The following is a 14,428-nucleotide window of genomic DNA, read 5'->3' as shown; positions in this document are numbered from 1 at the left end:
CGTATATGAATACAACATTACTTCTGGTTTGTGCTGTTCTTATATCAAACTTGGCACTTGCTGTAGAACATAAAGAAGAAATAGTGCCAGTGCGTATAAGTTGCCCTTCCCCTTATTATCCAGCTTCTGCTATGGCTAATAAGATTAGCGGCACTGTAACATACTCTGCCGAAGTAAATGAAAAAGGAGAAGTTACTTCTGTTGATACAACCGGTACTGAGATCTTTTTTAGAGAAACTAGATCAGCAATCCGGAAATGCAAGTTTGAGCCAGGAAGACCGGGCGTTGCCCGTGGAATCATAAGATTTAGGCCGTATCAACCGTAAGTGCTCCTAACTTTTTGGGGAAGTTACCTCTGGAACTATGCTTCGCAAGAAGATTTAGATGCACATGGCATGTTTTATCTATTTCCTGCATAGGTTATCTGGTTTTTCTTGCATATGTATGGCGATAAACCTTGCTATTTTATTGGCATCTTGGCGTTACCTAGAGGCGCGCTCAAGCAAAACATCATGTACCTGCTTCAGTGGGGCTTTTCGCATATGCTCATTTTGCATCTATCCCCGGGAAGGGCGATAATTATCTCGTCAGCCTGAGCAACTGACGACTTACTTCCGGCGCCAAGTGGGGACACATGGCGCAAAAACCTTACAGCAATTCCTATCACCGATGGCGAAAGGCACCAGCGATTTTCTGTATTCAGCGTTTGACCTCTCCGGAGGTGAAGCGTGAACTTCCCACAGGAAAGCATCAAACCTCATAACGGTAGCTTCTCGGCTATAGGTAAGCACCTGCAGCCTTATCTAGCCATCGCGATAGCTCCATACTGATACTCAAACCGTGACGTGAAAGATGCAAAGGACATGCAAGAGGCGCGCTGTGGCCATGCGGTGCCTCCGCCTTTTGCTGAGGCGCTGTGAGGGCTAATTTGCCGGAGATGTGTTAGAAGAATTTGGCGGGATAGTGTCATACTGAAAAAGAGCTATAGTAGAAATGTACTACCCCCGCGTTGTGGGGGTAATTGGGTAATACAAGTGATGCTTTTTGATAAAGCAATCATCTTCCCCCGTTTGCGGGGGTTATGTAGTCCAAGCCCCTCTTTTTGAGGGGCTTTTTATGTCGAAGTGGTAGCCAGAGAGTAGCCTGAGCACCTCAGCGGCTACTTCATCGAACGCGTCCGCCACAATCGCGAGCGAAGCGTCCAACTCCCATGCGCCAGCAATCCTCGTTATCAGGAAATGGAAGAAGCAAATAAAAAGTAATCTTTACTACAATGTTGTTTAAGCGTCATTAATATATTTCTATTGAGCACCAAAGACTTAACTATCATTTTTTCATTTCTTTAGTATGGTTACCAAATTTATATTGGATCCTATCATGCGCATATTGAAAATCGTTGTAACTGGAACCGTACTGCTGCTTGCTGCCTGCGCAGAACCGCAAAGCCAGTCGGTGTTATCAATGACCAAGGTCTTGGCAAGCGAGTCAACAAATCTGTCTATAGTTGAATGTTCACTTGGCATTAAGATGCTTGATGACAAAGGAAACTCATATCAGGATACAAGCGGCATTTGTGTTAATGAAATGAATTTACGCCTGAAAAGCGGAACAATGACGCAAGCAGAGCTCGAAATTGATAAAAACCGAGCACAAAACGAAATTGCACAATATCAGCAGCAATTGGCTATTGCTGCGGCTAATGATAGAGAGGAAAGAAAAGAACAGGCCGACAGGCAAAACGCCTTTCAGATAAGGAACGCGATATGCCAAAACAGAATTGGCGGTTGCAACTACTAACGCTAAATCAGACATTCTGGTATCAGTAATGAATGCAATAACAAGCTTTGATTATCATGATCGAGCAGCCGTTATATCTATGCCAACCTGAGAAACTAAATACTAGATTTCGGCGTCAACTGGGGGACATATGATGCACAAAAACTTAAGCAATGACTGTGACTGATGGCTTCGGTCACCGGCTATTTTCTTCATTCATCGTTTTATCTCTCTGGAGATAAAGAGTGAACTTCCCTCAAGAAGGCATAAGGTTGTATAACGGAAATTTCGCAGCTATGGTCAGCACCTGAAGCTGTTTCTTTCCAATGGTGTTACCTCCCGACTGATTCTCCAATCGTGACATGAAATATACCAGAGAAATATTATCTCTGGGCTATCTTAACGCTGTGCCACCCCATTATCCCCTCCAAGTATTCCCAAGAATTATTACCACACTCAAGGGGGGCAAAAGAAGCCCATTTGGCTGAGAATGTCCTTGAAATGGCGCTTACCTATGCGAAAAACGCTTAAGGGTGTATTATAATCCGATAACTGACCATTTGGTAGTGTTAGATATGGATGATGGTTCGGTTCAGACTGCCATTTTATATAATGCTGTCCATATCAACTTAACAATATTGAAAAAGGAGTTCTGTAATGAGTATGAATTTGATAAATCTTGCAAGGAAACTAGTGACCTTACAAATTTCTGCAGATGAATTCGAAACCCATTTTTTCAATATGTGGCGAAATGAAGGGAGAACTGGCCAGCTTACACAAGATAGTAAGGATATTGGAGAGTGTGCGGCTGAACTTTTTATTCTTGCTGATTGTTATACATCGGATTCTGTGAGAAGAGAGAGCGAGCTGGATTCAGATAGTTTGCGCAAGGAGGTTAAAGCTACTCTTGCGAAGTATCAACTCCTGTAACTTTTCCAATTGGTTCTGAGATAAATGATTGATTTTGAAAGTATGGCACATGCTATCGGAGCCTGAGCAATTCCTGTGACCTATGCGCTCTGCATGCAGCACTTTAACTTTCAGGAAGTGACGCGTGCGACAACAACTTCCACGACGATCTCTTAAGTTCCACTTCCACCTTACCTGCGATAATGGGTCGCTTTCGTCCTTGCGCACGCTATTAGGAGAAGACCAGGCAGAACACCAGATGTTCCACCTAATGAACCAAACCTGCACCGGTGTTTATTAACACTTGTTCCTTGTCATTAACCATTACTCATCTTTTGTCAGAAAGGCGGTGCAATATGTCATATGGATATTTCAAAATAATTTGGATTTTAATGCTGCAAAATATGCTTAAATCAACGGAATTTTCATGGTAAAAGGAAGTTAACTTTATGATTTTTATTAGTAAATGCACCAATTGAAAAGGATGCTTCTCCCATATCTTCGGCGGCGGCTATGCGGCAGGCTATTACGCCTATCTGTGGACCCAGATGCTGGTCGACGACGGCTATCACTGGTTCGTGGAGCAGGGTGGTTTGACCCGTGAGAACGGTCAGCGCTTCCGGGAGGCGATTCTGTCGCGCGGCAATAGCACTGATTTAGCTGAACTTTATCGCCAGTGGCGCGGGCACGATCCACAGATTGAGCCGATGCTGAAAAATCGCGGGTTGAATGCGTAGGGCCATTTCGGACTGACACGATAACCGGGCGCGATGCCCGGTTATTTCGATTTTTTCTTTCCCAAAACCGCAGCAAAATTCCTCGCCAACATGAATCCTTCAATGCTGAAAAATTGCAGGGTGATAGAGCTCCATTTCTCACGTCACGACATCTTCCACGTTCATCGAGTCGAACCGCGATCGTTGTGATATTGCGCTGTCATCTTGTCTGATGCCCGCCAGAAGGGGTTCCAGCACCAGGTGAGCCAGAGTAGATGGCTAAAGAAAATCCGACATTATGCTCGCACTGCGGCGGCGAGATTCAGCGAATAGCAAACATCAGAGAGGGTTTCGATAATGTGGCTGGCTTTGATTGAGTGTCAGTGTCTCAGTCCGTCATAGCTTTCCATCTCCTGGCGGACAGCGCATGACTTCCCATACCTAAAAGGGTATGACTGGGCATCAATATAGTATTGGAAAGGGTGTTATACCTGTTATTAAGATTGAATCACCCGCCAGACAGGGCGAAGGAATACGCAGACAGAGGTGATCAGTCTATGAGTAATGCAATAACTAAAGTCCAGAATGCCAATGCACGCCGCGGCGGTGATGTATTGTTAGAAGTTCTGGAAAGTGAAGGGGTGGAATATGTGTTTGGTAATCCAGGTACCACCGAACTGCCGTTTATGGATGCGCTGTTAAGAAAACCGTCAATTCAGTACGTGTTAGCTCTGCAGGAAGCGAGTGCAGTCGCCATGGCGGACGGTTATGCGCAGGCAGCAAAAAAACCAGGCTTTCTGAATCTGCATACCGCCGGTGGTTTAGGCCACGGCATGGGAAATCTGTTGAATGCAAAATGCTCACAGACACCACTGGTGGTGACGGCGGGGCAGCAGGATTCACGCCACACGACAACCGACCCATTATTGTTGGGTGATCTGGTCGGTATGGGTAAAACGTTCGCGAAATGGTCGCAGGAGGTTACCCACGTTGATCAGCTACCGGTATTAGTTCGTCGGGCCTTCCACGATTCTGACGCTGCACCGAAAGGCTCCGTTTTCCTGTCGCTTCCGATGGATGTGATGGAGGCGATGAGTGCTATCGGCATTGGCGCGCCTTCTACTATCGACCGCAATGCAGTCGCGGGTTCGTTACCTTTGCTGGCGAGTAAGCTGGCGGCATTTACTCCGGGTAACGTCGCACTGATTGCCGGCGACGAAATCTATCAAAGTGAAGCGGCCAATGAGGTTGTTGCTCTTGCTGAGATGCTTGCCGCTGACGTGTACGGTTCAACATGGCCGAACCGGATCCCCTACCCAACAGCACACCCTCTCTGGCGGGGCAATCTGTCCACGAAAGCGACGGAAATTAACCGAGCATTAAGCCAGTACGATGCTATTTTTGCCCTTGGTGGTAAGTCGCTTATCACTATTCTTTATACCGAAGGTCAGGCAGTGCCGGAGCAGTGCAAAGTGTTCCAGTTATCAGCCGATGCGGGCGACCTGGGACGCACCTACAGTAGTGAACTCTCAGTGGTTGGCGATATTAAATCATCGTTAAAGGTGCTACTTCCTGAACTGGAGAAAGCCACGGCAAACCATCGCCGTGATTATCAACGCCGTTTTGAAAAGGCAGTTTATGAGTTTAAATTGAGCAAAGAAAGTCTGCTCGGGCAGGTTCAGGAACAACAATCTGCTACGGTAATTACGCCGCTGGTGGCGGCGTTTGAGGCAGCAAGGGCGATCGGACCAGATGTGGCCATTGTTGACGAGGCGATTGCCACCAGCGGCTCGCTTCGCAAATCTCTCAACAGTCACCGCGCGGATCAATATGCCTTTTTACGCGGCGGTGGCCTGGGATGGGGAATGCCCGCGGCTGTCGGCTATTCACTCGGTTTGGGAAAAGCGCCTGTGGTGTGCTTTGTGGGAGACGGCGCGGCGATGTACTCCCCTCAGGCTCTCTGGACGGCCGCACATGAAAAACTGCCAGTCACCTTTATTGTCATGAATAATACGGAATATAACGTATTGAAAAACTTCATGCGTTCTCAGGCGGATTATACGTCGGCCCAAACAGATCGCTTCATCGCAATGGATTTGGTTAATCCGGCAGTGGATTATCAGGCACTGGGTGCATCGATGGGGCTGGAGACCCGAAAAGTTATCCGTGCTGGCGATATCGCCCCGGCCGTTGAGGCCGCACTGGCGAGTGGCAAGCCTAACGTGATCGAAATCATCATCAGTAAAAGTTAATTGTTAATCCGTCCGGCCTGTGCCGCATCCAGTTTATCCCTGATGCTGCGGCACAGGTTCACAAAACCCGGTAAAGCCGGATTAGTGTTCTTTGCCGACCACATCAGCATATTCTCCACCATATTCGGATTTTCCAGCTTCCGGTAAACCACACCGCGTAATTGAGCATTCTCCATACTGGCGGGAATAAGCGCGACACCAACACCATGGGCCACAAAATTCATCACAGTCTGCTGCACGGAGGCTTCCAGACCTATTTGCGGACTAAATCCAGCTTTGAGGCACTGATGAAGGATGGAATCATAGAGCATCGGCGCGCTCTCGCGCGGAACCGTGATGAACGGGTCATCACTGAGTGATTCAAGCCTGAAATGCTCGCGTTGAACCTGGGGGTGGTTGGCAGGAAGGGCGGCAATGAGCGGCTCACGCAAGAGCACCAGTGAATGAATCCCCGGCGTGGCCGTCTCGGAGAAGCTGATTGCCGCGTCCAATCTGCCATCCTGTAATGCGGCGTGTAAATCAGAGGGGACCCTCTCCTGAAAATGCAATTCCACGTCGGAACAGGTATTCCTGTGCTGCATCGCAACATGCGGCACAACGCTATAGCTGGCATACATTGTTGCGCCTAATTTCAGAACCCCTTTCTGCCCTGATGCTATTGCCCGTACGTTATTACAGGCCTGCTCCAGCATTGCCAGCATCGCGCGACAGTCCAGGAGAAATTGCTCACCGGCAAGGGTTAAACTGACCCCTTTAGCGGCCCGGTTAAATAGCTTTGCACCGAGGATGGTTTCCAGCTGGGCTATTTGCCGGCTTAAGGGAGGCTGCGAAATATTAAGTTGACTGGCGGCTTTGCCAATGTTTCCGGTTTCAGCAACAGTGCAAAAGTTAATCAACTGATTAAGGGTCGGTTTCATAAGCATTCCTGAAGCAGGTTCATACCTTCCAGGGTATCACTTGTTTGCCGCAGAGGGGCATATGTAATTAAGCGTTCTGGCGTTCGAGTTGAAGCAGGTGTGTGGCAATTCCCCATCTGATTGCCAGGCATTTCCCATCCCGGAAATCGAACACCGAGTAACTTGCATTAGGGTGAGCGTACCGCGAAAAGTTATCAATAGTCCCTTTTTTAAGCACCGCCAGCACGCCCTGACTGACTTGCCCGTGCGTGACAATACAGATGCGCTGATGTTCTGTGGCTTCTTGTAGGTTGTGTATGAAACCTGTTACTCGTCGGGTTGCTTGTGCTAATGACTCTCCCTCTGGCGGGCAATACTCGGCATCATGTGTGAATAACGCATGCGCATCGTGGGGACGTTGTTGCATGAGTTGTGACGTTAACATACCTTCGAACTGGCCAAAGGCCTGTTCTTTGAGGGCCGGCTCAGCTATCAATGGGCAACGAAAATGGTCAGCCAGGCGCTGTCCCATTTGCCAGGCACGACCAAGCGGAGACGTGTAAACGCAGTCTACCTGGTAATCACTCGCTGCAAACGCGGCAAGTAAAGCTGATGTTTGGCGCTCCCCGCGGGGGGTTAACGCACTGTCACTCTGTCCCTGAATTATTCCTTTTATATTCCACTCTGTTTCCGCGTGTCGAACAAGTATCACTTGCATCATTAAATGGCCATGTATGTTGTTGATTTAAATTCTACCGTTTAGACAAATCCCTTTAATAGCGTGGGATTTTTAGCACTGGACGAAGACAGGTTCTGCCTCCCCGCTTTCCTTGTATCTGACAGCATGTAGTGATGAGATACCGTCTCTGAAATCGAGTTAGCCATCCCATTCCCTTAATCAGTGACGCCTGGTTAGGAATGTGCTGCAGACAATCCAAAAAACGCGCCAGGCAATGACCCGAGCCAGCACGCTTGTCAAATGGGATGGCTAGAATGGCAAACAGCGATTGTCTTCAGGACATTTTCGCTTCGACGTTTAACTCAGCATTTATAATATCGCGTATATTGACGAGTGCATTGCGCACCGCGGCGCCTCCTGCATAAAACAGTAATTGCAGGACAACCTCGATGATTTCTTCTCTGGTTGCCCCTGCATTTAGCGCTGCCTGAGCGTGTGCCCTCAATTGTGGAACCGTATGACCCAGAGTGACGCAGGAAGCAATGACAACCAGCTCCCGAGTTTTAGCGTCCAGCCCCGGGCGTGCAAGGATGCCTCCCATAGCCCATTCGATCGAGATATCAGTAAAATCAGGGCACAAATCGGCCATGTCCTTTCGTAGTTCTTCTCCTGCGCCATTTCCATACAGCTCATTAAACAATCTCATTCCTCGCTCACGGAGCTCTGTATTGGTAATCATTTTTAACCCTCCTGCACTAAGTGAAAACAGATTAAAACCCGCTGGTGAAATTTGATAAACAGCGTTATGTTTTTATCTTTAACAAGCCAGGCTTGATAATAGTGAATAAACTGGAAAGTATGGCGGTGTTTGTCCGCGTCGTGGACAGGGGCAGCTTTAGCGCTGTTGCTGAAGAGATGCGAATCAGCGGAACCATGGTTGGGCTGCATATCAAAGCGTTAGAGGAACATCTCGGCGTTCGCTTACTTAATCGCACAACGCGTCGGCAAAGTCTGACCGATTTTGGTCAGGGTTATTATCAGAGTTGCCGCCGGATATTAGCTGATATTGAAGATAGCGAGTCACAGGCATTTGCTCTTCACCAGAAGCCACGTGGAAAACTGAGAGTAGGTTGCCCAGTCTCCTTTGGTGTCCATGCGCTTTCGCCTGTTACTGCTCAGTTTCTTATTGAATGGACTGATATGGCAGTAGACCTGGTGCTGAGCGATAAATCGATGGATATGGCAGATGAAGGTTTAGATGTCATGATTAAGATTGGTGAGCTCCTGCATGTTAATACACTTGTTGCCCGTCCGATAGCGCCATATCGCTCAGTCATGTGCGCATCTCCGGCCTATATAAAACGGGCAGGGGAACCCATAACACCTGAAGAGTTATGCCATCATCGATGTCTTGGGTTTGCCCATCCCATTGCAGCGAATGAATGGACACTTCAGAGGGAAGGCAAACCTGTCAGAGCTCCGGTAAACATCACGATGACCTGTAACAATGGGGAAGCATTGCGAAGGGCAGCATTGAATGGATTGGGAATTATTATGCAACCCGAGATCCTGTTGGCTGAAGATTTGCAACATGGCCGACTGCTGCCTCTGATGTCTGAATTTCAACCATTAGCTAAGCCAGTGCATATATTGACCTTTGCAAACCGTCAACAGTTACCAAAAATCCGTTTATACGTTGATTTTTTATTGAAAAATTTCAGTGCATCACTCTACGCATTGAACCTTGAATAAATAATGAATTGTACGCGGCTACGGCTGACCGAATGCCGCATCGGTGGCAGAGAGGCACCATCTGACGTTGATAATACGTAATAATTCGCCTTTGTCCCGAACGTGCGTCCCTTTTTAATCTTGACTTTGCATAAGATTGCTCGGTATGTTTCTCATCGTAGTGTATTATGCCAGATAAAAAAAGCCGTCTTAGCGTGGATTATATCGTTCAAATGATATATTCGCGCTAATGATTTTTATCCAGGGAAGCAATGAATAAGGAAGTGCGCGAGTGTCTGATTGGAATATTATTGTGCTGTCTCTATTTTCAGCGACGTACCTGCCTTTGTTCTGGTTCGTAGGCATGCGGATAGCCTCTGAGGACATTCTCAGAAAGAGTAAATTTTACGAAGCGGATCCAAATGTGTTAGTCCCTGGATGGGCGAAGACATGCACGACAGTATTCTGTGTTTTGCACTACTGCCTGTTCATCATTCCGCTGACTATGATTGACTGGTTACATGGCTTGGCTGCATTTGGCGCAGGAATTCTGTTGCTTGTGTTTCTCCCTTTATTCAGGAAAAGCTATATGCCTGTTTTTAAAGCACACGCTGTGCGCGTTCACAGGAGAGACCCTTCAACAGGTCGATTATTAATTCGTGTGTTGAAGGCTTAGACTTTTAGTTGAAGATGCTCTGTTTAGCCTTTATTCATATTACGTAAGTCTTCAAGCAAACCAGGTCCGTCCGGTAACCAACCCAGATGAGTCTGGGTAGCTTTGCCTGAAGCACCAAGATCAACATGAGCCAGTGCCGCTATCCAGCCAAAATAGGCTTCAACTTCCTCAGTGCTGATTGAGCGTACAGGTAAACTCAGACTTTCAGCAAGCTGTGCTGCGATGGCATGCATAGGGACGCCTTCTTCCGCCACTGCATGGTAATGTGCACCGGTTTCACCCTTTTCCAGCGCCAGTCGGTAGAGTCTTGCCGCATCCGTGACATGAACAGCGGAAAGCCGATTTTCTCCTTGTCCTACGTAAGCCACAAAGCCTTTTTCCCGGGCAATACGAATATGTTCTGCCAGCCGGCCCTGGTGCTCAGTATCATGCACTTGAGACAAACGAACCACGATAATGTTTATCCCTTTGGCCAGCATTGAGGCAGCGGCTTCTTCTGTCGCTGCACGAGGAAATAAGGCGGAGGAGACAGGTTTATCAGTTTCACGAGCAAGTCCATGGATTCTGCTACGGTCTACAAGACCTGTTCCGGAAGAGACCACCAGTGGCCGCTGGCTTCCGGCCAGCGCCTCACCCAATGTTTCGATAACCCTGCGATCAATTTCACTGTTCTCTTTAAGTTTTGAAAAATCATGATTGAAAGCGGTGTGGATAACCCCATCGACGGAGTTCGTGGCATCGCGCAGGCTTTTCAGGTCAGTTAACTCGCCAAACATTGCTGTGGCTCCGGCCGCCTCTCACGTCTTCGCCCCTTTACCAGTGCGTGTCAGGCCGATGACCTCGTGTCCATTGCGCAGAAGTTCTGGTAGAAGATAAGAACCAATGAAGCCTGTCGCGCCGGTTAAAAGTATCTTCATAATTACATTCCTCATCGCCCAATGAGATGATGGTCCTGGACTCTGGATGCGAAAAAATTTTCCAACGGGTCCGAAGGGTGTCTATCGCGCATATAAGTATAGCGTGTAAACGGAATGAGGTTCCGTTTTAATTTGAGAGCCCATTTTTCTATTGGCTAAGAGATGAAGGGTGAAAAAAGTGATTTCTGACGATGGCGGAAAAAGAGGTGCCCGGGCGGATGCCAGACGTAATCATGAGCAGTTGCTGAAAACAGCATCCACTCTGTTCAGAGAAAAGGGCGTCATGGTTCCGATGAAGGACATTGCCAGAGAGGCAGGGATTGGGGTGGGGACGCTGTACCGCCACTTTCCTCATCGTGCTGACCTTATTGCGGCAGTATTTCGCAACGAAGTGGATGAATGTGCGATGGCGGCAGAACGTCTGTGTCAGGAACTTTCTTCCTGCGAGGCACTGGAGCGGTGGATCGCGCTTTATGTCCAGCTCATCGTTACCAAACGAGGTCTTGCCAGCGTACTCCATTCTGGTGAATCGGCTTATGCCGATCTCCCCGCGTATTTTGAAACCCGCCTCGTTTCGTCGCTGGAGAAATTACTACCGCATGTGACAGGGAATATCCGCGATAACACGCTGGCGACTGATATCCTGAGAGGGATAGCCCTGTTATGTGCACCTGCCGCGAAGGGAGATTTATTGCAGACTCAAAGACTGGTTAAGCTGTTTCTCAAAGGTATCCGCGCTGGCGATGATATCCATGGTGATTAGCTGCTGAGATAGCCGGTATGGTTTGCCTTTTATTCATACATCATTCAGTGCACTTCAACATCAAGGCGTTAAGGTTGCGTTAACAAACAGACGCAATACTGATGTGGCCGATCCCCTTATAAAATGGCCAAATGATGAACGAACAACTTCGCAATGCGCTTCCGCACAAAGACACCCCTTTTTTCCGCATGCTGCATATTATTGTCGCCACCCTGATTCTGCTGCAGATCATTAGTTCTAATCTCACCGAAAGTGAGGCGCTTCGCGACGTAACTCTGACCGGAGTCGTGACATGGTTCCATGTTATCTCTGGATTCGCGCTGATGGTTCTTGGTGTAGTGATGCTGGTATGGATGCTTAAACAACGTGGGTTTCGTTACTATTTTGCCTGGTCGTCCCTTGATTTTCGCGGTGTAGTTGAAGACATTAAAATGCTAATGACATTTCGTCTTCCTGAAGCACATGCCGGTGGCATAGCGGCGATGATCCAGGGGCTTGGCGTACTTGCTTTGTTGGCGGTCGCACTCTGTGGAGGGCTCTGGTTTGTACTGGACACCGCGCCAGGGACGTCAACGGCGCTGGCAGAAGCGGTCCTGCATTTGCATAAATTTCTGACGGTGTTCATTGAAACCTATTTCTGGGCGCATGGTGCGATGGGGTTGCTGCATATCTTCCTCACCTTTCGCAGTCAAAAGAAACATCCCGTTGTTGGATAAGGTTGTGCTCTCTCGCTAATCCCGATGAGGATGCGTATTAAAAGGTAAAAGGCATGCATCTTGAACGACACAGCATTGAAAGCGTCGGTTGGTTAAGGGCGGCGGTCCTGGGGGCGAATGACGGGATTGTCTCTACCGCCAGCCTGGTGCTCGGCGTGGCGTCTGCAAATACCAGCCCTTCGGGCGTGTTGCTGGCCGGTGTCGCCGGGCTGGTTGCGGGAGCCATGTCGATGGCAACAGGGGAATATGTTTCGGTATCATCCCAGGCGGATACGGAAACCGCCGCGCTTGCCGAGGAAAAAAGTGAGCTGGACGCAGATTATCAGGGAGAGGTTCGGGAGCTGACGTCTCTTTATATCCAACGCGGAGTGGAGCCTGCGCTTGCCCGCCAGGTTGCAGAGCAACTGATGGCTAAAGATGCCCTCGAGGCCCATGCCCGCGAAGAGTTGGGATTAACGGATACTCATTCTGCGCGACCTTTGCAGGCGGCCATTTTTTCGGCCGTGAGTTTTTCAGCCGGGGCGGGGTTACCCTTGATCGTTGCAGTGCTATCGCCAGCAAAACTGACTGTTATCGCGATTTTCCTATCCACTCTCTGTTCACTGGCTGCTCTTGGCTATTTCTCTTCCGTGGTGAGTAACGCACCGCCTGTCAGAGCTATCAGCAGAATTACGTTCTGGAGCACGCTGGCCATGCTTTTTTCGATGGGGATTGGGCGCATAGCCGGGCAGGTACTGCTGTAAAATTGCTAAATTATCAAACACACCTTTAGAGAATGAGCTATTTAATCTAACGTCCATATCGGGGTAGTCTTTAAATATAGCGAAATAACTTGTTATATAAATCTCGCTACAACGATATCTTTCATTGGCAACGTGGACGAAAAAATGGTTTTGATGGCTACTATGTTTCTGTATTCTCTGGCTCTGTCGTTTTCGCCCGGGCCAGTCAATATGGTCATTATCTCTTCAGGTGTTATGCATGGCTTTAGAAAAACATTCGCCTTCGTATCCGGTGCGACTCTGGGTTTCACCCTGTTGCTTATCTTTGTTAGTTTTGGGTTATACACAGTCATTGCCTCGCACCCATCATTTTTTAAATACCTGAATGTTCTCGGCTCGATTTTTATACTGTATCAGGGCTATAAAATTGCCACATCGCAACCTGATTGGTCATTACAAAAGGGAAGTGCACCCGGATTTGTTCAGGGAGTGTTAATGCAATGGTTCAACCCAAAAGCCTGGGCTGCCTGTACCTCTGGAACTACCTTGTTTTCTGAGCCATCAACCAGTCTGCCCCTAATACTGTTCATTATTATTTACTTTTTTATCTGTTATATCTCATTATCAATTTGGGCAATATTCGGTGATAAAATGTCAACATTTCTTCAGGGAAGGGCACAAATGCGTATCTTTAATTTATTGATGGGCGGGTTTTTATGCGTTATCGCATGTTATATGCTTTACCCACAATGATTTTAGCTGTTCAAAGCTTATGTTGTTCCATAGCGTTATAAATGTAATTAATTAGTTTATAGGCGGCGCTGCTGGTTGATATATTGGCGGGCCAAATGGCATAAACTTTTAGCGGCTCTAATGACCAGTCAGGAAGTACTTCATGCATCTCCCCGAGTTTAACATCATTTTCGCAGAGGAAACGGGGAGGTACGGCAAGCCCTATGTTCTGTTTGGCAAGGACATAGGCAGCTTCAATGTTATCAACGCATACCATAGGAGCATATTTAATGACCGCCAGTTCGCCATTTTTATGCCTGAACTCTCGAATGTTCTCTCTCATTGTTAACCCAATCCACGGCAGGGATCCCAGCTCAACGGGATGCTTAATGGGTTGGTGCTGCATGAGCAAGTCCTTAGACGCCACCAGTTGTCGTGGTAGAACAAATAGGTGTCTTGCTTTGAGTGAACTGTCCGGGAGTTCGCCAATACGGAAGGCGACATCAATGCTATCGGCGATGATGTCCTCGCGCAGATCACTATAAGAAATACTCAGGGAAATATCCGGGTTTTCTTTGATAAAATTCGCCAGATGGCGGGTGAATGGACCGTTTAAAAAAACAGCAGGGAGGGAAATGCGCAGCTTGCCGACGGTAGAGATAGAGCGTTGTTTAAATTCAATGACGCCCCTTTCATACAGCTCCAGCATCGATCTGGCGGTCTCCAGCAAACTGATGCCATCCTGGGTTAGAGAAATTTTTCGCGTATTTCTGTACAGCAAGGCGCTATTGAGGTTTTTCTCAAGTCTGGATAAATGTGTGCTTGCTGTTGCGGTCGTCAGGCCTAACGCTGCGGCGCCACCTGAGATAGAACCTCGTTCTACAATTTTGGCAAATACTATCAGGTAGCGGATGTCATCGATCATTTACAGTCCTGTGTTCAC

General features: G+C 47.9%; 13 protein-coding genes and 2 pseudogenes. 10 read left to right on the top strand and 5 right to left on the bottom strand.

All coding sequences use genetic code 11. From position 1 onward, the window contains the following. Positions 1-5 precede the first annotated feature (5 nt). The 5 genes and pseudogenes from DTA24_RS15390 to DTA24_RS15365 all read left to right on the top strand — a co-directional run bounded on the left by DTA24_RS15390 (position 6) and on the right by DTA24_RS15365 (position 5,653). Complete coding sequence (locus DTA24_RS15390) at positions 6-326, top strand: TonB family protein (protein ID WP_077257022.1); 321 nt, start codon at positions 6-8, stop codon at positions 324-326. Positions 327-1,377: 1,051 nt separating this feature from the next. Then, positions 1,378-1,797 carry a hypothetical protein gene (locus DTA24_RS15380; RefSeq protein ID WP_023322559.1) on the top strand — a complete coding sequence of 140 codons (420 nt, stop codon included), beginning with the start codon at positions 1,378-1,380 and terminating at the stop codon, positions 1,795-1,797. Positions 1,798-2,433: 636 nt separating this feature from the next. Continuing rightward, positions 2,434-2,706, top strand: coding sequence for a colicin immunity domain-containing protein (locus DTA24_RS15375; protein WP_072045565.1), 273 nt, complete (start codon positions 2,434-2,436; stop codon positions 2,704-2,706). Between the two features lie 467 nt (positions 2,707-3,173). Further along, positions 3,174-3,422, top strand: a pseudogene (locus tag DTA24_RS15370) (M3 family metallopeptidase); the annotation flags it as partial. Between the two features lie 536 nt (positions 3,423-3,958). Further along, positions 3,959-5,653, top strand: a complete 1,695-nt coding sequence (locus DTA24_RS15365; RefSeq protein ID WP_046881510.1) for a thiamine pyrophosphate-binding protein — start codon at positions 3,959-3,961, stop codon at positions 5,651-5,653. On the opposite strand, the gene DTA24_RS15360 is transcribed toward DTA24_RS15365, so the two are convergent. From DTA24_RS15360 to DTA24_RS15350, 3 genes are all read right to left on the bottom strand, one after another. Further along, positions 5,650-6,570: a LysR family transcriptional regulator gene (locus DTA24_RS15360; protein ID WP_123836932.1), complete on the bottom strand. Its 921-nt coding sequence runs from the start codon at positions 6,568-6,570 to the stop codon at positions 5,650-5,652. The two genes, DTA24_RS15365 and DTA24_RS15360, sit on opposite strands and share 4 nt — an antisense overlap. A gap of 67 nt (positions 6,571-6,637) precedes the next feature. Then, positions 6,638-7,270 carry a histidine phosphatase family protein gene (locus DTA24_RS15355; protein WP_123836931.1) on the bottom strand — a complete coding sequence of 211 codons (633 nt, stop codon included), beginning with the start codon at positions 7,268-7,270 and terminating at the stop codon, positions 6,638-6,640. 292 nt (positions 7,271-7,562) lie between these two features. After that, positions 7,563-7,967 (bottom strand): carboxymuconolactone decarboxylase family protein, encoded by a 405-nt coding sequence (locus tag DTA24_RS15350; protein WP_008805000.1) that lies wholly within the window; start codon positions 7,965-7,967, stop codon positions 7,563-7,565. 101 nt (positions 7,968-8,068) lie between these two features. Between DTA24_RS15350 and DTA24_RS15345 the strand changes: the two genes are divergently transcribed. Beyond that, entirely contained in the window at positions 8,069-8,980 is a 912-nt protein-coding gene (locus tag DTA24_RS15345; RefSeq protein ID WP_016160975.1) for a LysR family transcriptional regulator, read from the top strand. Between the two features lie 678 nt (positions 8,981-9,658). Here DTA24_RS15345 and DTA24_RS15340 read toward each other — a convergent pair. Continuing rightward, positions 9,659-10,552 (bottom strand): annotated as a pseudogene (locus tag DTA24_RS15340) (SDR family oxidoreductase). 169 nt (positions 10,553-10,721) lie between these two features. Here DTA24_RS15340 and DTA24_RS15335 point away from each other — a divergent pair. The 4 genes from DTA24_RS15335 (at position 10,722) to DTA24_RS15320 (ending at position 13,506) form a co-directional block, all read left to right on the top strand. Then, positions 10,722-11,315, top strand: a complete 594-nt coding sequence (locus DTA24_RS15335) for a TetR/AcrR family transcriptional regulator (protein ID WP_046881503.1) — start codon at positions 10,722-10,724, stop codon at positions 11,313-11,315. A gap of 134 nt (positions 11,316-11,449) precedes the next feature. Continuing rightward, complete coding sequence (locus DTA24_RS15330) at positions 11,450-12,031, top strand: cytochrome b/b6 domain-containing protein (protein WP_008804998.1); 582 nt, start codon at positions 11,450-11,452, stop codon at positions 12,029-12,031. Between the two features lie 53 nt (positions 12,032-12,084). Beyond that, positions 12,085-12,774: a VIT family protein gene (locus DTA24_RS15325; RefSeq protein WP_012541806.1), complete on the top strand. Its 690-nt coding sequence runs from the start codon at positions 12,085-12,087 to the stop codon at positions 12,772-12,774. A gap of 144 nt (positions 12,775-12,918) precedes the next feature. After that, positions 12,919-13,506, top strand: coding sequence for a LysE family translocator (locus DTA24_RS15320; RefSeq protein ID WP_044613252.1), 588 nt, complete (start codon positions 12,919-12,921; stop codon positions 13,504-13,506). A gap of 10 nt (positions 13,507-13,516) precedes the next feature. Here the strand turns inward: DTA24_RS15320 and DTA24_RS15315 are convergent, their stop codons facing one another. Further along, the gene (locus DTA24_RS15315) at positions 13,517-14,410 is read right to left on the bottom strand and encodes a LysR family transcriptional regulator (protein WP_012541802.1); all 894 of its coding nucleotides are present in this window, start codon (positions 14,408-14,410) and stop codon (positions 13,517-13,519) included. Between the last annotated feature and the right edge of the window lie 18 nt (positions 14,411-14,428).

This window comes from Klebsiella sp. P1CD1, assembly GCF_003790505.1.
Classification (GTDB): Bacteria; Pseudomonadota; Gammaproteobacteria; order Enterobacterales; family Enterobacteriaceae; genus Klebsiella; species Klebsiella variicola.
The sequence above is the reverse complement of the archived record's forward strand: the minus strand, read 5'-3'. Positions and strand labels throughout refer to the sequence as shown.